General features: G+C 37.7%; 14 protein-coding genes. 10 read left to right on the top strand and 4 right to left on the bottom strand.

Annotated features, from left to right (window positions below; translation table 11 throughout):
- Positions 1-96: 96 nt before the first annotated feature.
- A complete protein-coding gene (locus ACYVFA_RS09035) occupies positions 97-2,361 on the bottom strand; it encodes an aconitate hydratase (RefSeq protein WP_460471495.1) in 2,265 nt (754 codons plus the stop codon).
- Positions 2,362-2,668: 307 nt separating this feature from the next.
- Between ACYVFA_RS09035 and topA the strand changes: the two genes are divergently transcribed.
- The 3 genes from topA (at position 2,669) to ACYVFA_RS09020 (ending at position 7,157) form a co-directional block, all read left to right on the top strand.
- On the top strand, positions 2,669-5,137 hold the full coding sequence (topA, locus tag ACYVFA_RS09030; RefSeq protein WP_460471494.1) for a type I DNA topoisomerase: 2,469 nt from the start codon (positions 2,669-2,671) through the stop codon (positions 5,135-5,137).
- Positions 5,138-5,338: 201 nt separating this feature from the next.
- Positions 5,339-6,034 (top strand): SIR2 family NAD-dependent protein deacylase, encoded by a 696-nt coding sequence (locus ACYVFA_RS09025; RefSeq protein ID WP_460471493.1) that lies wholly within the window; start codon positions 5,339-5,341, stop codon positions 6,032-6,034.
- A gap of 28 nt (positions 6,035-6,062) precedes the next feature.
- On the top strand, positions 6,063-7,157 hold the full coding sequence (locus ACYVFA_RS09020; protein ID WP_460471492.1) for a serine hydrolase domain-containing protein: 1,095 nt from the start codon (positions 6,063-6,065) through the stop codon (positions 7,155-7,157).
- A 69-nt stretch (positions 7,158-7,226) separates the two neighbouring features.
- Here ACYVFA_RS09020 and trxA read toward each other — a convergent pair whose 3' ends face one another.
- Positions 7,227-7,553, bottom strand: a complete 327-nt coding sequence (gene trxA / locus ACYVFA_RS09015; RefSeq protein ID WP_116984318.1) for a thioredoxin — start codon at positions 7,551-7,553, stop codon at positions 7,227-7,229.
- A gap of 103 nt (positions 7,554-7,656) precedes the next feature.
- Positions 7,657-11,241, bottom strand: a complete 3,585-nt coding sequence (gene dnaE, locus ACYVFA_RS09010) for a DNA polymerase III subunit alpha (protein WP_460471491.1) — start codon at positions 11,239-11,241, stop codon at positions 7,657-7,659.
- Positions 11,242-11,505: 264 nt separating this feature from the next.
- Between dnaE and ACYVFA_RS09005 the strand changes: the two genes are divergently transcribed.
- From ACYVFA_RS09005 to rplT, 4 genes are all read left to right on the top strand, one after another.
- Positions 11,506-12,528, top strand: a complete 1,023-nt coding sequence (locus ACYVFA_RS09005) for a bifunctional heptose 7-phosphate kinase/heptose 1-phosphate adenyltransferase (RefSeq protein ID WP_460471490.1) — start codon at positions 11,506-11,508, stop codon at positions 12,526-12,528.
- A gap of 7 nt (positions 12,529-12,535) precedes the next feature.
- Positions 12,536-13,813, top strand: coding sequence for an AGE family epimerase/isomerase (locus ACYVFA_RS09000; protein ID WP_460471489.1), 1,278 nt, complete (start codon positions 12,536-12,538; stop codon positions 13,811-13,813).
- 70 nt (positions 13,814-13,883) lie between these two features.
- Positions 13,884-14,078: a large ribosomal subunit protein bL35 gene (rpmI, locus tag ACYVFA_RS08995; RefSeq protein WP_460471488.1), complete on the top strand. Its 195-nt coding sequence runs from the start codon at positions 13,884-13,886 to the stop codon at positions 14,076-14,078.
- Positions 14,079-14,182: 104 nt separating this feature from the next.
- Positions 14,183-14,527 carry a 50S ribosomal protein L20 gene (rplT, locus tag ACYVFA_RS08990; protein WP_460471487.1) on the top strand — a complete coding sequence of 115 codons (345 nt, stop codon included), beginning with the start codon at positions 14,183-14,185 and terminating at the stop codon, positions 14,525-14,527.
- 70 nt (positions 14,528-14,597) lie between these two features.
- Here rplT and ACYVFA_RS08985 read toward each other — a convergent pair whose 3' ends face one another.
- Positions 14,598-15,053, bottom strand: a complete 456-nt coding sequence (locus ACYVFA_RS08985; protein ID WP_460471486.1) for a nuclease A inhibitor family protein — start codon at positions 15,051-15,053, stop codon at positions 14,598-14,600.
- 116 nt (positions 15,054-15,169) lie between these two features.
- On the opposite strand from ACYVFA_RS08985, the gene ACYVFA_RS08980 reads away from it, so the two are divergent.
- From ACYVFA_RS08980 to dnaK, 3 genes are all read left to right on the top strand, one after another.
- Complete coding sequence (locus ACYVFA_RS08980; protein WP_460471485.1) at positions 15,170-15,760, top strand: DUF937 domain-containing protein; 591 nt, start codon at positions 15,170-15,172, stop codon at positions 15,758-15,760.
- A 251-nt stretch (positions 15,761-16,011) separates the two neighbouring features.
- Complete coding sequence (locus tag ACYVFA_RS08975; RefSeq protein WP_460471484.1) at positions 16,012-18,576, top strand: NPCBM/NEW2 domain-containing protein; 2,565 nt, start codon at positions 16,012-16,014, stop codon at positions 18,574-18,576.
- Positions 18,577-18,771: 195 nt separating this feature from the next.
- Positions 18,772-20,664, top strand: a complete 1,893-nt coding sequence (dnaK, locus tag ACYVFA_RS08970) for an Hsp70 family protein (protein ID WP_460471483.1) — start codon at positions 18,772-18,774, stop codon at positions 20,662-20,664.
- Positions 20,665-20,667: the final 3 nt, after the last annotated feature.

Below are 20,667 nucleotides of genomic sequence, written 5' to 3'. Positions count from 1 at the left end.
TAAATAGCATAATAGTGTTAGTAAAACTTGCAAGAAAGCCAAAAAAATATCCTGCGTTTGCACAGGATATTTCAAATAATATATAATTCTTAAGAATTAAACCTCAGCTGCAATCAGATTCAAGGCCGAACCTGCTTTGAACCAGCCAATCTGGCTTGTATTATACGTATGGTTCAATTTGATTTCATCTTTTGAACCATCTGCATGATGTGCTACTAAAGTTAATGGCACTCCTTCAGCAAAAGTAGTTAAACCTAAGATATCGAAAGTGTCATTTTCCTGAATTTTATCATAATCAGCTGGGTCAGCAAATGTCAATGCTAACATACCTTGTTTTTTCAGGTTTGTTTCGTGAATACGTGCAAATGAACGTACCACAATTGCACGAACACCTAAGTGACGTGGCTCCATAGCAGCGTGCTCACGAGATGAGCCTTCGCCGTAGTTTTCGTCACCTACCACAATAGTTCCAACTCCTGCGGCTTTATACGCACGTTGTACTGCAGGCACTTCACCATACTCACCTGTCAATTGGTTTTTCACTTTATTGGCAGTACCATTAGCAAAGTTAATAGCACCAATCAATAAGTTGTTAGAGATATTATCAAGGTGACCACGGTATTTCAACCAAGGACCAGCCATTGAAATATGGTCAGTTGTACATTTACCTTTCGCTTTAATTAATAATTTCAAGCCAGATAAATCAGTACCTTCCCATGCTTTGAATGGCTCTAATAATTGCAAACGGTCAGATGTTGGGCTAACAGCTACTTTTACACCACTACCATCTTTTTTAGGTTTCTGGTATCCGGCATCTTTCACGTCAAAACCAAGCGGAGGTAATTCTACACCAAGTGGTGGATCTAATTTTACCTGCTCACCTTTTTCATTTATCAAAGTATCTTTCGCAGGGTTGAAAGTCAAGCTACCTGCAATAGCAAATGCTGTTACGATTTCAGGAGACGCCACAAATGCGTGAGTATTCGGGTTACCATCGGCACGTTTAGCAAAGTTTCTGTTAAACGAGGTAATAATTGAGTTCTTTTCACCTTTTTCTGCACCATGTCTTGCCCACTGACCAATACAAGGCCCACAAGCATTAGCTAATACTACACCACCAATTGAGTTAAAGGTTTCTAAGATACCATCTCTTTCGGCTGTATAACGAACTTGTTCTGAGCCTGGGGTGATAGTAAATTCTGCTTTTGCAACAATGTGTTTATCAGCAGCTTGTTTAGCAATCGAAGCGGCACGTGTCATATCTTCATAAGAAGAGTTTGTACATGAGCCAATCAAACCTACATCCAATTTCTCAGGCCATTTGTTTTTCTTAACGGCTTTAGCGAATTTAGAAAGAGGCCATGCTAAATCTGGAGTGAAAGGACCATTGATACGTGGTTCCAATCTTGAAAGGTTGATTTCAATTACCTGATCGTAGTACGCTTCCGGGTTATCAATACATTCCTGATCAGGGCGAAGTAGGTCTTTAATACCATTGGCTAAAGAAGCAACTCTTGCACGACCCGTTGCTTTCAAATAAGCAGCCATTTTACGGTCATAACCAAACAATGAAGTGGTTGCACCAATTTCGGCACCCATATTGCAGATAGTACCTTTACCGGTTGCTGATAAAGCATCTGCACCTTTACCTATATATTCAACAATATAACCTGTTCCACCCTTTACGGTCAACTGGCCAGCTACTTCAAGAATTACGTCTTTTGCAGAAGCCCATCCTTTTAGTTTTCCGGTTAATTTAACACCGATTAATTTTGGCATTTTTAATTCCCATGCCAGGCCTGACATAACGTCGCAGGCATCAGCGCCGCCAACACCAATCGCCACCATACCCAAACCACCGGCATTTGGCGTGTGAGAGTCAGTACCAATCATCATACCACCAGGGAAAGCATAGTTTTCAATCACTACCTGATGAATAATACCTGCACCTGCTTTCCAGAAGCCGATACCATATTTATTAGAAACCGATGAAAGAAAATCGTAAACCTCTTTATTTTTTTCGTTAGCAACTTTTAAATCGTCAGCTGCACCTACTTTTGCTTGAATCAAGTGGTCGCAGTGTACAGTAGAAGGAACGGCAACTTTTGGACGCCCGGTAGTCATAAATTGCAATAAGGCCATCTGTGCAGTGGCATCTTGCATGGCTACACGGTCTGGAGCAAAATCTACATAATCAACCCCTCTGTTATATGCTTTTGCAGGAGCTCCTTCCCATAAGTGTGAGTAAAGAATTTTTTCTGCCAAGGTTAAAGGTCTTCCCACAATTTTGCGAGCGGCCTCTACTCTTTCAGGCATGCGAGCATATACGCTCTTAATCATATCTAAATCAAAAACTGCCATTTGTTAAAGAAAATTTTAAATGTTAAAAACTCCAATCCGGATTGATAAGATGAAGGATTGCGCCAAAATTACAAAACATCGTCAAATTATAAATAGTAAATTTTTAAATATTGCTAAAAATATGTGCTTAAACATATCTAAAAGCGTTTTTCATTGAAAGGCACCTATAAGAACAACCCAAAAGCCATGCTTTTTTGTTCAAATCTTTTCCGTTTTATAATTTTTTAATAATTTTTCTAAAACTTTTGTGCTCTGTTTTGCATTAATATCTTAATATCGCACAAAAATTAAAATTAAAGGCCAAAGAATGTCTAAGAACTTAGTAATAGTTGAGTCCCCAGCAAAAGCAAAAACCATTGAAGGTTATCTCGGAAAAGATTTTACTGTCAAATCTAGTTTTGGTCATGTAAGAGATTTACCAGAGAAGGAATTAGGAATTGATGTCAGCAAAAACTTTGCACCCAAATATGCTATTTCGTCAGACAAAACAAAGGTAATTAATGAGTTAAAAAAATTGGCGAAAGAATCTGAAACAGTATGGCTGGCAACTGACGACGACCGTGAGGGAGAAGCCATTTCGTGGCATCTAAAAGAATCTTTAGGTTTGAAAGATTCGACACCTAGAATTGTTTTCAGAGAAATTACCAAGAAAGCGATAACTTCTGCTATTCAGAATCCGCGCACAATTGATATGGATTTGGTGAATGCGCAACAAGCACGCCGTATCCTTGACCGTTTGGTGGGTTTTGAATTATCGCCTGTATTATGGCAAAAAATCAGAACCGGAGAAAGAACCAATTTATCTGCCGGCAGAGTTCAGTCGGTAGCAGTAAGATTAATTGTTGAAAGAGAAAGGGAGATTGATAATCATAATTCGAAATCATCATTTAAGGTAATTGCTCAATTCTTAGTCGAAAAAGGCAAAGTATTAAATGCTGAGTTACCTAAAAATTTTGAAACAGAAGCGCAGGCAAAAGCATTTCTAGAAAAGTGTATTGATGCTATCTTTAAAATTAAAAATTTAGAGGTAAAGCCCGCAAAAAAATCACCTGCGGCTCCTTTTACAACCTCCACTCTACAGCAGGAAGCGTCAAGAAAATTAGGCTTTTCAGTGTTACAAACTATGACAGTGGCACAGAAACTCTATGAATCTGGTAAGATTTCCTATATGAGAACTGACTCGACTAATTTATCTGGTGAGGCAATTGAGAAAGCAAAGATTCAGATTGAGAATGCTTATGGTGAGAAATATGTAAAAGTCAGACAATATAAAACGAAAAGTGAATCTGCTCAGGAAGCCCACGAAGCCATTAGGCCAACTGATTTTAGTGTTGACAAAGTAGATGGAGATAGAAGCGAACAACGTTTGTACGAGTTAATCTGGAAACGGTCAATAGCCTCTCAAATGGCAGATGCAGAATTAGAAAGAACAATCGCCACTATTGGCATCTCAACAACGCCGGAAGAATTAATAGCAACTGGTGAGGTAATTAAATTTGATGGTTTCCTCAAGGTCTATTTAGAATCGAGTGACGATGAGGATGAGGAAAGTAAAGGTATGTTACCGCCACTAACTATCGGTCAGGCACTGAATCTTTCAGAAATGAAAGCTACTGAAAGATTTACAAAACCTTCTGCAAGATTTACTGAAGCTAGTCTGGTTAAAAAATTAGAGGAAATGGGAATTGGTCGCCCATCTACTTATGCACCGACTATTACAACTATCATTAAGCGTAATTATGTAGTAAAAGAAGATAGACCTGGCAAAGAAAGGAACTTTAAAGAATTCTCTCTAAAAAATAATGCCATTACCGAAAAAATAGGTAAAGAAACTTATGGAACAGAAAAAGCGAAGTTATTCCCAACTAATATAGGTATAGTAGTTAATGATTTCTTAGTTGAAAACTTTGACGATGTAATCGATTATAGTTTTACAGCAAATGTTGAGAAAGACTTTGATAAAGTGGCAGATGGAAAAGTAGAATGGCAGAAAATGATTAGCGATTTCTACAAAGATTTCCATCATAAGGTAGAGCAGGCGGATGGTGTAAAGGCTACAAAAGGCGCAAGAGAATTAGGTACAGATCCAAGAACCGGCAAGAAGATATCGGTTAAAATCGGAAAATTTGGCCCTTATGTACAATTAGGAGATATTAATGATGAAGAAAAGCCTGTATTTGCTAGTTTATTGAAAAGCCAATTGGTCGATAACATTACACTCGAAGATGCCCTGGCTTTATTTGAAATGCCTAAGCTACCTCGCGAAGTAGGATTTTATGAAGATAAACCTTTGGTTGTAGCTATTGGCAAATTCGGCCCTTATATCAAACATGACGAGAAGTTTTACAACCTGGAAAAGAGTGAGGACCCTTATCTGGTAACAGAAGAAAGAGCCATTGAAATTATTGAAGCTAAGCGTAATAGCGGAGATTTGTCTCAACCAAAAGATTTAGGCATTTTCGAAGGATTAGCTGTAAATGTAGGTAAAGGACGATTTGGCTTCTACGTAAAACATGGTGATAAATATTATAATATTGAAAAAGGTATCGTTGCTGCCGAGGTAACAATTGAGAAAGCGATTGAGATCATTAAAGCAAAAAAAGCAGCTGAAAGCAATAAAATTATTAAAGAATTCCCAGAGGATAAGACAATTCAGGTATTGAATGGTCAATATGGCCCCTACATTAAAGTTGGTAAACGCAATGTAAAAATACCTAAAGGTACAGATCCCGCTTCCTTAACCTTAGAAGATTGCAAGAAACTGGCGAATGGATAAACTTTACATGTGAAGTTGTTTAGAATTATTCCTTTCATTTAAAAATGTGTTTTTTGGCTGCGCCAAATCAAATAATTTCAACCATAGCGATGCTATGATTTCATCATTTGATTTGGCTCGCTCAAAACACCCCTATTTTTAAAAAGAAACGAAAATCCTAAACAACTTCAGTATTAAAATCATAAATCTATACTCTATCTCATGAAAAAACTGGTTGTTTTAACAGGTGCCGGCATTAGTGCAGAAAGCGGCATAAAAACCTTTAGAGATAGCGGAGGTTTATGGGAAAACCATAAAATTGAAGATGTTGCTACACCAGAAGGCTGGAGTAAAAACCCAGCCCTTGTTTTGCAATTCTACAATGAACGACGTGCCAGAGCTAACGAAGCTATACCCAATGCGGGACATTTAGCACTGGCTGCACTTGAGAAATATTTTGAGGTAAGTATCATTACTCAAAATGTAGATAATCTTCACGAAAAAGCAGGTTCAACCAATGTTCTACACTTGCATGGAGAACTTTGCAAAGTAAGAAGTGTAAAAAATCAGCTTTTAATTAAAGATATTGGTGGCGAATGCATTGAAATTGGTGATTTGGCAGAAGATGGACATCAACTGCGCCCTCATATTGTCTGGTTTGGAGAAGCAGTACCGATGATTGAACCAGCCACTGATATAGCAATGAATGCGGATATTTTCGTTGTAGTGGGGACTTCTTTACAAGTATATCCGGCTGCTGGATTAATAAATTATGTAGATAGTTTTGCTCCTAAGTTCATTGTAGACCCACATATCCCTGATGTTTCTTCTAATTTTAGAAACATCAGTTTTATTACTGAAACAGCTACCATTGGTGTTCCTCAATTAGCTGAGATTTTGATTCGGGATTTTCAATAAGCTCTATATCCTAAATAGTACTATCTTCATGAGAATTATCCTCTTACTCCTGATTATGGCAAATATTTCGTTTGCACAAAGTTTTCAGAAAAAATTAGACTCTCTTTTGCAGGCTCATATTGGAAAGGATGAGGCAGGAATGGCTGTGTTAGTAATAAAAAATGGAAAAATACTTTATAAAGATGGTTTTGGTTTAGCGAATATTGAAGCACAAGTGCCAATTACTCCTCAAACGAATTTTAGAATGGCATCGGTGTCCAAGCAATTTACGGCAGCTTGTATTATTTTGCTTGAAAACGAAAAAAAGCTTAGCTATGAGGATAATCTTCTGAAATTCTTTCCCGATTTTAATAAAGAAGTAGGTTCTCGAATAAAAATTAAGCACTTGCTTACCCATACTTCTGGCATTCTAGATTACGAAGAACTCATTCCTGATGAGCAGAAAGAACAATTAGCTGACGCAGATGTATTGCAGTTCTTGAAAAATCAATCCAAAACTTACTTTAAAGCAGGTGATAAATTCCGATATAGCAATTCTGGATTTTGTTTATTAGAGCAGATTATTGAGAAGGCATCAGGACAGAATTTTGTTACCTTTATTAAAGCCAATATTTTTGAACCACTGGGCATGGTTAATAGCACAATATATGAGGCGGGTAGGCCTTTACCAAATAGAGCAATGGGTTATGCACGAAACAAAGAAAGGAAACTTGTTTTTTCAGACCAAAGTATAACAAGCGCTACAAAAGGGGATGGTTGTGTGTATACTTCTTTGGAAGAGTATTCAAAATGGTATGAGGCTATAATCAATAACAGGTTAATTGATATTGATAAAGAATTAAAGAAGATAAATCATCAGATAGAAGGCACCAAAAATATAAATTATAGTTTAGGCTGGTTTAATGGTTATGATGTTAAACATATAGAATTATACCATACCGGTAGCACTTGCGGATTCAGCAATGTGGTGAATATTGTACCCGGAAAGCAATTTCTATTCGTCTGTTTTTCTAATATTGCTGATAATCACGCTGTTGAAAAACCAATCAGAGATTTACTAAGAGCTGAGAAAATTGACGATACGACAGTTGATTTTGGAAAGGCTTTGAGTTTAACCAATTAATTTTATACAACACCAAAATAAAAAAAGCTGATTCACTTAGAGAATCAGCCTTTTTCAATGCGTATATAATTAGTTCAACTGTGCTTCCAATTTCGAAGTAAGTATGTGTTTCGGAACTGCTCCAACAATTTTATCAACTAACTGACCATTTTTGAAAATCATCAAAGTAGGGATAGAACGGATACCGAAGTTCATCGGAACATTTGAGTTCGCATCAACATCCATTTTACCGATGATTGCTTTGCCTTCATAGTCGCCAGCCATTTCTTCAACTACTGGCCCGATCATTTTACAAGGTCCACACCATTCTGCCCAAAAATCGACTAATACAGGTTTGTCAGAGTTAATCAGTTCAGCGAAGTTTGCATCCGTGATTTCAATTGCTTTATGTGCCATTTTATAAAGATTTAGTTCCTTTTTACGCGCTCGGCGTCAAGGCTTTTTATTTATTATTTTGTTCGTTATAGGTCTAACAAATCCGCATTTAATAAAAGTTCCATCAGGCAAACACAACATTTTCATCACCCACAATTTGCTTTAATTCTTTTACAAAATCATTGGTAGAAGCCACTTTCGCTTTCCTTGATAGTAATAAAACATCCAGTTTTTCATCAGGATCCTTTACAGATAATTTAAAATCAAAAGTTCCCGGATAGCGCGTTGCTGTAGCATCTATCTCTTCTATCAATTGCGCATTGATTTGTTGTAAGCCCAGAATAATTTTGACTTCCTTAAACATTTTATTCCTTAATTCACTCAACAACTCCATGCTAACTGGCTTGAAATCCCATTCATCCTCTCTCCCCCATTTGTTCATTAATTTTCCTCTTATGAAAAGAAATAAGCCCATATTTAGGAACTTTGAGAAATTGACATAATCCTGTCCGAAAAGAAAAAACTCTCTACTTGAATTGTAATCTTCAAGTTTCATTATCCCAAATGGATTACCATTTTTAGACTGTTTGTGTTGAACGCTAGTCACTACCCCACCAATGGTTATTTCTTTATTCTGATTATTTGCTTCAAAAAGCTCGTCTAAAGGAGTACAACGTTTCATTTCCATTGAGAATTCGTCTAAAGGATGGCCAGAAATATAGAAACCAACCACATCTTTTTCCAAGCGAAGTTTTTCAATGTCTCCCCATTTCTCACAAGGATTTATTTTAGGTTTGGCAATATCAAATCCACTTCCCCCAATTGCTCCAAACAAAGAGTTCTGCCCTGAAGAGGCATTTTCATGATGTTTGTTGGCATATTTAATAAGTTTCTCGATTAGGGTACTGCCATCTGCATTATCAAAATATTGGGCTCTATGTAAATCCTCAAAACAGTCAAATGCACCAGCGTAAGCAAAAGATTCGAGGGTCTTTTTATTAACTGTCCTAAGATTTACTCTGGTTATAAAATCAAATATATCAGCAAACGGTCCTCTCTTTGTTCTTTCTTCAATTACAGCATCTACAGCTGCATCGCCTGAACCCTTTATACCACCCATACCGAAGCGAAGCTCTCCTTTCTTATTTACACTGAACTGTTTTTGAGATTCATTCACATCAGGTCCCAAAATTGGTAAACCTATGGCTTTACATTCCTCCATGAAGAAGGTAATCTTTTCAATATTGCCCAATTGCGAAGTTAATACAGCTGCCATATACTCTGACGGGTAATGGGCTTTCAGATAGGCCGTTTGGTAGGCAACAAAGGCGTAACAGGTTGAGTGAGATTTATTGAAGGCATAAGAAGCAAATGCTTCCCAATCAGTCCATATTTTCTCTAATTTTTTTTCAGGGTGACCTTTAGCTTTCGCTCCTTCCAAAAACTGAGGTTTCAGTTTATCCAGCGTCTTACGGTCTTTTTTACCCATTGCTTTACGCAATACGTCGGCATCACCTTTGGTAAACCCAGCTAGCTTTTGCGAGAGCAACATTACCTGTTCCTGATAAACTGTAATTCCATAAGTTTCTCCCAGATACTCTTCCATATCATCTAAGTCATAACTTACTTCTTGTAGCCCGTGTTTACGTTTAATAAAGTCAGGAATATACGCAATCGGACCTGGGCGATACAATGCATTCATGGCAATCAAATCATCCAGACGGTCAGGTTTCAGATCTTTCATGTACTTTTTCATACCGTCAGACTCGAACTGGAATACTGCGTTGGTTTCTCCTCTCTGAAATAATTCGTAGGTAAGGGTATCGTCTAGCGGAATATTATCTATATCAATCTCTACACCATGATTTTCTTTAATCATACGTAGACAATCTTTAATAATCGTTAAGTTACGAAGACCCAAAAAGTCCATCTTAATTACTCCTGCATCCTCAATAATCTTTCCTTCATATTGTGTAATTAACAGGTCTGACTCCTTAGATGTTGAAACTGGGAGAATATTATATAAATCTTCTGGAGCAATGATGATACCTGCGGCATGTATACCGGTATTTCGTACAGTCCCTTCTAATTTATGCGCTTGCTGAAGAATTTTAGCTGTTAGGTCGGTACCATTATACAAGGCCCTTATTTTCTTTACATTTTCAATTTCATCAGGTTGTAAACCAATTTCAGACAGACTCTTTGGGCCATCCAATGGATACTTAATCAATTTCTCAAAATCAATTCCATAAGTTGGCTTATCCGGAATCAGTTTGGCAATATAGTTGGCATCAGCTAAGGGCAATTCCATCACACGGGCAACATCTTTAATAGACGATTTGGTTGCCATTGTACCATATGTAATAATCTGCGCAACCTGATTTTTTGTATATTTCTGTACCACATAATCGATTACCTTCTGGCGACCCTCGTCGTCAAAATCGGTATCAATATCCGGCATTGACTTACGATCTGGGTTGAGAAAGCGCTCAAAAAGCAGATTGTACTTAATAGGATCAATATTAGTGATACCAATACAATAGGCAACTGCACTACCTGCAGCACTACCACGACCTGGGCCAATCATTACCCCTAAATCACGTCCTGCCTTAATGAAGTCTGCTACAATCAAAAAGTATCCAGCAAAACCCATTGACTTAATGGTGAAAAGCTCAAAATCCAGACGTTCTTGTACCTCTGATTGAATTTCTCCATAGCGTTTTCGGGCGCCTTCATAAGTTAAGTGTTTCAGATACTCCCATTGATTCATTACATCATCTTCATGTACCTTGAATTCTTTGGGAATCGGGAAATTCGGAAGCATGATGTCTCGCTTCAATTTCAGTGTTTCTACCTTATCGACAATTTCGTTTGTATTATCAATGGATTCAGGTATATCGCTGAAAAGTGTGGTCATTTCCTGCGTATTCTTGAAATAAAACTGATCGTTGAAGAAGGCAAAACGGGTATCTCTGGAAGTAGCCTCGTCGTCATTAAAATCTTTTGCAGAGGGTGTTGATAACTTTTCGTTGGTATTGACACAAAGTAGAATATCGTGTGCTACCCAGTCCTGCTGGTCAACATAGTGGCTATCGTTAGAGGCAATTACTTTTACTCCATATTTTTTGGCAAACTTCAATAAAACCTCATTTGCTCGTATCTGTTCCGGAATATCATGTCTTTGTATCTCTACATAATAATCTTCTCCAAATCTGTCAAGCCACCACTTAAATTCTTTTTCGCCCTCTTCCTCTCCCTTTTTCAATATCGTTTTAGGTACCGAAGCTCCAATACAACAGGTTGTAGCAATTAATCCTTCTTTATATTGTTCAATTAAAGCTTTGGTGATACGTGGATATTTACCATATAAACCTTCAATAAAACCTAGTGAGCATAATTTCGTCAGATTTTTATAGCCGGTTGGGTTCTTTGCTAATAAAAGCTGATGATAGCGCTGATCTTTTTGCTCTTTGGTAAATTGTTTACGGGTATGGTCTTCCACTACGTAAAACTCACAACCAACAATTGGTTTTACATTATATTTTCCGGCTGTGGCCACAAAGTCAAAAACGCCAAACATATTACCATGGTCAGTAATGGCCATTGCGGGCATACCATCAGCTTCTGCTTTGGCAAATAATTTCTTTATATCAGAGGCACCGTCAAGGAGTGAGAATTGGGTGTGGTTATGTAAATGGGAAAACTTCATATATGGGGTTTACTTATAATACTATAACACTAAATTACTAAAAAAATCTATCTGCATCATTGATTATTTTTCAACAAAACAATAAAACCCTGAATTTCAGTAGTCGTTTTTGGCATTTTTTCAGTCTTATAAAAAGACTGTTTTCAGATGTAATAAGTTTTTCAGGTTTTTAATTTCTATTTACCATTTTTTTAGCAATTTTACCCTTTCCATCCATTTTGTATTATTATCATAAATCTTAGCAAGAATTTAATATCCTGAATAATGCCTATTATCAAAAGTGAAATTGAATCCATCTTTAAAAGAATTAATAATCTGCGTATAGGAGTCATTGGCGATTTTGCAGTCGATTTTTATTATGATATTAATTATCAGACCGGAGAATTTTCGGTTGAAACAAATAAAGAAGTATTCTGGGCAAGTAAACCTCATTCATCTTTAGGTGCTGCGGGAAATGTAGTGAATAATTTAAGCTCCTTAGGTGTTAAAAATATCCAGGTTTTTGGCTGTATTGGCAATGATATTTACGGCCGGGAAATGCAAAGCCTTTTTCATGCTATCGGAGCAAACACCCAACATTTAAAAGTACTCAATCATGATTGGGACACCTGTACCTATACCAAACCCCTGACCAAAGATGGAGAATCTAACCGTTTGGACTTTGGCACTAACAATCAATTAGCTGATGAATTATTTAATGAATTGTTGAAAACATTGGAGCAGGCACTACCCGAATTAGATGTACTTGTTATCAATCAGCAATTCCCAAATCCACTTCTTAATCCGAAACGCATAGAACAATTAAATTCTCTGATTGCTCAGTCTTCCAATTGTCTTTTTGTTTCTGATTTACGTGCCTATGGTTATTGTATCAAAAACACCATTCTAAAAGTAAATACCGAAGAAATGGCTAGATTACTTAACATCAAGGAAGTAGATGAAGCAAATGAAAGTGCCTGTATTGAGCATGGTAAAACGTTACAAGCGCAAATTGGCGATTGCCTAATCGTAACGCGTGGAGAATATGGCATCTTATACCTGGATAAAGAAAAAACACAAAATGTAAAAGCTATCCCAATCAAAAATGAAATAGATACTGTTGGCGCAGGTGATACAGTAGTAGCTGCATTTTCAGCAAGCAGAGGAGCAGGCGCCTCTATCCAACAATCTTTAGAAATAGCTAATCTGGCGGCTGCTGTAACCGTTCAGAAACTCAGACAAACAGGAACAGCAAACTTAGAAGAAATTTTGGCAGTTTATCAAGCAAATTCAATTCAAACTATATAACACACCTATGTATTCAAAAGAAACCGCTATTCAACTTCGCGATGAAATAATTAATTACCTTAACACAGGTCTTCTACCCTTCTGGATTACTCGTACTGTTGACAATCAATATGGGGGATTCTTAACTCATTTTGATCAATTCGGGAATGATTCCGGGGAAGACGAAAAATCCTTAATTGCACAATCCCGTTCGGTTTTCACTTATTCTTCTGCACACAGAGCCGGGTACGGTGGTGGGAAACTGGCAGAAATGGCCAAACATGGTGTCGACTTCCTATTAGATAAAATGTGGGATCATGAATACGGTGGTTTCTACTGGATGGTAAATCGTAAAGGGGAAGTAACAATTGATGAGAAAATCATATATGGACATAGCTTTGCTATCTATAGTTTAAGTGAATATACTTTGGCTACTGGAGATCCTAGAGGACAGGAATATGCAGAAAAGGTTTTTGATCTATTACAAAAACACGCAGTAGATACCTATTACGGTGGATATTGGGAAATGTTCTTAAGAAACTGGAACTTGAAAGGTCCAGGTCCGGCTGGTGGTGATAGGAAAACACTAGATGCACACATGCACTTGATGGAAGCATTTACAACGCTTTATGAATGCACTGGTCAACAAGTGCACAGACGTAAATTATTAGAAATAATAGAATTACTTAACAACAAAATCATGCATCCTGAATATGGAACAGGTATTCCACAATTCTGGGCTGACTGGTCAGTAGCACCTCAAATCAAGTTTGATATTGTCTGGGGTTGGGATAGATTCTCGGAAGATGGTCAAAAAGCCTCAGCAGAAGACAATACCAGTTATGGACATAATTCTGAATTTGCGTGGTTGCTTATGCACGCTTTAGATATTTTAGGTTTACCATACGATACTCACCGTGAGCAAATAATAAAATCGTTTAGTCATTCTGTAGATAACGGGGTTGACTGGGAATATGGCGGTGTGTATGTTGAGGGTTCTCATGCCGGAGAGGTATACGACCGTGAGAAAGAATTCTGGCAACAGGCTGAAATGCTGATTGGTATGTTGGATGCATTCAGATACCTGAAAGATGAAAAATACTGGAATGCCTATGTGAATGTGCACCGTTTTGTATTTGATAAGATGATTAACCATGCTTTAGGTGAATGGTGGCCGTTACTAACCCGACAAGGAGAGCCTATCTGGAAGCATATGAGCCATTCATGGAAGATAAATTATCATGATGTACGTTCAATGGTGCAATCGGTAATACGCTTAAACAAACTTTTAGACTCAAATTTGTAATTAAATCAAATATTTTGTATTTTTGCACCCCAATTTACTTTTTTTGTTCAATACTTAAAGTTTCAGTACAATGCCAAAACAAAAAACCAATTCTGGAGCAAAAAAACGCTTCAAAATTACAGGTACTGGTAAAATCAAGCGTAAACACGCTTTCCATAGCCATATCCTGACAAAAAAATCAAACAAACGTAAAAGAAACTTAGTTTCTGCTACATTAGTAAGTTCGGCTGATACTAACCGTATCGAGTCATTACTAAGTATGTAATTGTAGTCGCAAGACTCTTACATTGGTTCAATTGTTTCACCCGATGAATGGCACCGAAGAGTTCAGATTAACTGAGCCGCCAAAGTCAAAAAACTAAAATTAAAATGCCTAGAAGTGTCAATCACGTTGCCTCAAGAGCAAGACGTAAGAAAGTTTTAAAATTAGCCAAAGGCTATTACGGACGTCGTAAGAACGTCTGGACGGTTGCTAAAAACGCCGTTGAAAAAGGTTTAGCTTATGCTTATGAAGGTCGTAAGCAAAAGAAAAGAAGTTACCGCCGTTTGTGGATTGTTCGTATTAACGCTGGGGTTCGTCCATTAGGATTATCTTACTCTGTTTTAATCGATAAATTAAACAAGGCAGGCATTGAATTAAACAGAAAAGTATTGGCCGACTTAGCGATGAATCACCCAGGGGCGTTCAGAGCAGTAGTTGAGAAAGTAAAATAAGCAGCAGATTTCAATTCTCTGTTATAAGAGGTATCAATTCAGATTGGTACCTCTTCTTTATTTTATACAATTAGCTTTCGATTATCAGAGTTTTAAGACCTTTCCACTTACCCTCAAAGTCTTTCCCAATCAGATAAGCTTCAATTTCAACCCGTCCGGCTCTTAGGTATTCAAGCTCTTTCAGGTTGTCTTGCATTATCGTTTTAATTTTGGCAAACTTCTCCGCTCTTTCAGTTTCAAAATCAGTCCACCAATCTTGTTTGTCAAGTACTACAGTGAAGAATTTTTCCCAAGGCAAAGTCTCAACCCTATCAGCAGGGGTTAGTCCGATGTATTTTCTGAACAGGATCGTATTAAAAGGGGCTGGATGATCTGCCTGCCAGTCAATCACCTTTAATTTTTCATCAGATTCACTTGGATATAATAAGTCTACAACACTTTCTTTTAGCAGTTCAACTACCGGTTTTTGAGCTACGCTTGTTTCTTTAGAAGATTCTGCTTCAATACTATTTTTTTCTGATTCCATTTTGTTACTTTACAAAAATTTAATAGTCTAAACATCGCATATTTAAACCAGATTCAGGTTTAAATTTAAGAAAAAATTAATTACATACCCTTTAATAACCATAAAAAAACAAGAAAATGTTAGAAGTTTTGCAAGGTCTCATTCAACAATATGGCCAAAGCGCCGTAGTTAACAATCCTGCTGTACCAAATCAGCACAATGAAGGTGTGATGAACGAGGTAATGGAGGGATTGATGGGTGGTTTATCTAACCAGGCACATAGCCAAGGTGGGCTAGGAAGCTTATTAGGTCTTCTTGGTGGAGGTGCGGGTTCTGGTCAGAGTATGATGTCAAATCCAATTGTTGGTAACATTGCTCAAAGTGTAATCAGCAACCTTATGGAAAAATTTGGCTTATCAAATTCTGCTGCGGCTGGTGTGGTAGCAAGCATGCTTCCTTCTGTTTTAGGAAGCTTAATTAATAAAGCCAACGACCCGGATGATGATTCAGTGAATACAGGAGGCATTATGGATGTATTGTCTGGCGGTAAAACTTCTGGCATTGATTTCGGTAGTATTCTTACACAAGGCGCCGGAGCATTATCTGATGGCAAATTAGATATGAATGATTTGATTAATATTGCCGGAAGTGCTATGGGTGGCGGACAACAACGTGGTAGTAATGGCGGAATTGGCGGCCTTTTAGGTGGCCTGTTTGGCGGAAAATAAATTTAAATTTTAAAATAAAAAGACCAAATTATAAAATCACTGCCGTTAAATCATTTATGGCTTCGATTTTATGGTTTGGTCTTTGTTTTTTAATATTTTTGCGGTGGTTTTGTGTACCTGGAAAGTAATAAAGCGTAAACTGTTGAACCATTGATTAATAATCTACTCTTTTCGTCTGAAAGTCAGGCAATTATATACTTTGAGTAGAGGAGTTTTAATTTTATGATCTAGCAGTGTCTAACATATAAAATATGAATCTTAAATCCTCTTACTTACTGTTTATTCTTTTGCTGACTGCAGTATGTGCCAATGCTCAAATAAGTATCTCTTTTCCAATGGAAAAGGCAGTGTTTCAAAGAAACCAGAACAATCTGGCAAATCTATCCATTGCAGGTACTTTCCCTACCAATATTTCTTTAAGTAGAGTCGAAGCTCGTCTTATCAATCCCAACAATGAAAGTGAAGTGATTGGTTGGACAACAATTCAGAATAACCCATCTGGAGGCGTATTTAATGGGATTCTTTTTGGTATACCTGGTGGTTGGTTTAGGTTAGAGGTAAGAAGTTTTGTAGGACAATCAGTTAATGGAACCTCAACCGTTAATCGTGTTGGAATTGGGGAGGTTTTCCTGATTGCTGGACAATCAAATGCACAAGGTTTAGAGGGAATTGGTGTTGGTGCAATTGATGAGCGGGTGGTGACACATAGTGAGGTATCATGGTATGATAATAACGCGGGACAATGTGATAATAAATTCCCTAATTATCCCTCATTATCGCAACTTTCGAGTGGATTTTCTAAAACAGGTCTTAGTTCATGGGCATATGGCAGATTAGGAGATTTACTTACTAGTAGATTAGGTGTACCGGTAGCCTTTTTTAATGCTGCTGCCACGTCAACCTCAAGTATCAACTGGAGACAAAGTTCAGATGGACAAGCAACTGAAAATCATTATAATCCCAGCCAACCCACCTTCTGTAATCAATTAGGTGTTCCTTATTCTAATTTAAAGAAAGTGATGAATTATTATGCTTCTATTTTTGGTGTCAGAGCAATTTTGTGGCATCATGGAGAAACAGATAATTTTATCAATACAGTTGGGAGCGAATATCAGAATAATGTTTCTTATGTTATCGGTAAAAGCCGCGGTGATTTTGGAAGCCTCATTCCATGGGTTGTTTCAAAAGCAACATTATTTAATTATAACGAAACACAAGCTGATATCAGGGTTGCCCAACAAAATTTAGGAAATGACAATGGGAACAAAATCTTCTCAGGCCCTGATACTGATGGTCTGAATGCATCCTATCGACAAGATGATGTTCACTTCAATCAAAGTGGTGTTATCGAATTATCAAACTTATGGAATGCCGCATTGAATGATAACTTCTTCAATAATGCTACTCCAATATCAGCAAAAACACTACCAGTTGTAACTGTAAGTCAGGTAAACTCAGAATTTCAGTTAACTGCTCCTGGAGGTTATACAACTTATAAATGGGTAAGATTAGATATAGGCAACGCTGATTTTGAAGATCCTGCAGAGTCAAATTCACAAATGATAAGCAGAACCAGCGGTACTTATCGTTGTTATTTAACTGATGGACAAGGGAATATCACTTTTACTCAACCGGTTGTTTGTGGTTGTTTAGGCGCATTAAGTTGTAATAGTGTTACCTACTTGTCGGATATGGTAGCATGTACGGCGATTAATGGTTTAAATTCTGTCAGATACAACCAAAGCCAGGATGGAGCTCCTATAAAATTAAAGGGTACAACTTATGCAAAGGGTATCGGTTGCCATGCCAACTCTGAAATTACCTATAAATTGAATGGAAATTTCGGTCGATTTATTACCGATATTGGTATTGACGATGAGATTGCCCCCCCTCCCACCCGTGGATCAGTTTATTTCAGAGTATATGCTGATAATTCACTTCGGTACGAGAGCCCGCTCCTAAGCAATACTAGCCCTACCATCAAGTTAAATATTGATGTGACAGGAGTTCAGGAATTAAAATTAATCACCAACCAGGGTCCAGATGACTTTAATTTTGACCATACTGACTGGGCAGGCGCACGAGTACATTGTATTGATAATCAAGCACCAACAGTTCCACAAAACCTGAATGTAAGTCAGGTAGGTCAGAATTGCGCTACTATTGTCTGGAATGCTTCTTCTGACAATATGGAAGTTGAGAAGTACGAGATATATCTTGATGATGTTTTAGTTGGTACCGTTGATGCTCCAACAACTAGTTACAATGTTCAAGGATTAGACCCATTGCACTATTATACAGTTAAAGTAAAAGCGAAAGATTTTTCAGGTAATGCATCAGGTCTCAGCAATATGGCAGAGATTATTACTTCATCCGGATTACTGATTGCTGCAACTCCGCAAACTATCAATGCGGGTCAATCTGTTACTTTAGAAACTTATGGTTGCACTGGCAATGTAATATGGAGTCCTGGTATTACTGCTCAAACTCAAATGGTTACCGTTAACCCTATGACTACTACTGAATACAGTGCTTCTTGTAAAATTGGCAATTGTATCAGCAATCCTGTAAAAATAACCGTTAAGGTGATTCCAAATTGTGCTACTTCTTATAATTTAGAAAGCCCTAACGACGACTTCTATGGATCAAATATAAATCTAGCTTTTAAGGCATCTTCCGTTATTACTGCTAAAAATGTCATTTTACCTGATGCTAAAATCATGTACCAGGCCGCTCAATCTGTTACCCTACAACCTGGCTTTCAGGTCGAATATGGAACAGTTTTCAGGGTTCAGATTGCTGGTTGCAACAATTAAAATCTTATGTGACATATTATCCATTTTAATTCTTTCAGAAACCTACCTTCTACGCCAAAATCGCTTTATTTGGGGTTAAATCGGGATTCATAAACTGCCAATCTGTCAGTTTTTTCTGCCAAAAATATGCTTGGCACGTCCATTGATAATAAAGAAGTAAAACATTCTGAATTAATTTACTGATAAATAAAAAATATGGGAAAAATCATTGGAATCGACTTAGGAACAACAAACTCTTGCGTTGCCGTAATGGAAGGTAACGAACCGGTTGTTATTGCTAACAGCGAAGGTGCCCGCACAACTCCTTCAATCGTTGCGTTTTTAGAAAATGGTGAGAAAAAAGTAGGTGCTCCTGCTAAGCGCCAAGCAATCACCAACCCTAAAAACACTATACAATCTATTAAACGCTTCATGGGAAAACGTTTCAATGAAGTAAGTGCCGAAATGAAAACTATCTCTTATGATGTAGAACAAGGCCCAAATAATACGCCTCGTGTACGTATAGGAGATCGCCAATATACTCCACAGGAAATCTCAGCTTTCATTCTTCAAAAAATGAAACAAACTGCTGAAGATTACTTAGGAACAACTGTAAGTGAGGCTGTAATCACTGTTCCTGCTTATTTTAACGATGCTGAGCGTCAGGCTACTAAAGAAGCTGGTTTGATTGCAGGTTTAGATGTAAAACGTATTATTAATGAGCCTACAGCAGCTGCTTTAGCCTATGGTCTTGATAAACAAGGCAAAGATATGACAGTAGCCGTATTTGACTTAGGTGGTGGTACGTTCGATATTTCAGTGCTTGAATTAGGTGATGGTGTATTTGAAGTAAAAGCGACTGATGGTGATACACACTTAGGTGGTGACGACTTTGACCAGGTAATCATAGAATGGTTAGCAGATGAGTTCAAGAAAGATGAAGGAATTGATCTACGTCAGGATGCAATGGCATTACAACGTTTGAAAGAAGCTGCGGAAAGAGCTAAAATTGAATTATCAAGCTCTGCACAAACAGAAATCAACCTGCCATATATCTTCCCGGTAAATGGTATTCCAAAACACTTGGTAAGAAGCCTTAGCCGTGCGAAATTCGAGCAATTGGCAGATAGCCTTATCCAAAGAGCTATGGAGCCTTGTCGCAGAGCTATGAAGAATTCAGGTCTTAATATTAATAATATTGATGAGATAATTCTAGTAGGTGGTTCTACTCGTATTCCTCGTGTACAGGAAGAAGTTGAGAAATTCTTTGGCAAAAAACCATCTAAAGGTGTTAACCCGGATGAAGCGGTAGCGATTGGTGCTGCGATTCAAGGTGGTGTATTGACTGGTGAAGTAAAAGACATTCTTTTACTAGACGTTATTCCGCTTTCATTAGGTATCGAAACTATGGGTGGTGTTTTTACAAAAATGGTCGAGGCTAATACAACTATTCCTAGCAAAAAGAACGAAGTATTCTCAACTGCGGCTGATAACCAGCCTTCAGTAGAACTTCATATCTTGCAAGGTGAACGCCCAATGGCTAGCCAGAACCGTACGCTTGGTAGATTCCACTTAGATGGTATTCCACCAGCACCACGTGGTGTACCTCAGATTGAAGTGACATTCGATGTTGATGCGAATGGTATTCTGAATGTAACGGCTAAGGATAAAGGTACTGGTAAAGAGCAAAAAATCCGTATTGAAGCCTCTTCTGGCCTTTCAGATGCAGAAATTCAGAAAATGCGTGATGAGGCAAAGGCTAATGAGGAAGCAGACAAAGCTGAAAGAGAAAAAGTTGAGAAAGTAAATGCTGCCGATACCATGATTTTCACAACTGAAAAACAGCTGAAAGAATATGGTGATAAATTATCAGCAGGTAATAAATCGGCCATCGAGGGTGCTTTGGCAGAATTAAAAGCCGCACATGGTACAAGAGATATTGCAGCTATTGATGCTTCAATGGAAAAAATAAATAATGCATGGCAGGCAGCTTCTCAGGAAATATACGCCGCAGGTGCTACACCAACGGGAGAACCAACTAGCGGTGGACCAGCAGGTGGTGGTAATGATGATCAGGTGACTGATGTAAATTACGAAGAAGTAAAATAAGTC

The organism is Emticicia fontis (assembly GCF_054779675.1).
Note: the sequence above shows the minus strand (reverse complement) of the source record. Positions and strands in the feature narration are given on the sequence as shown.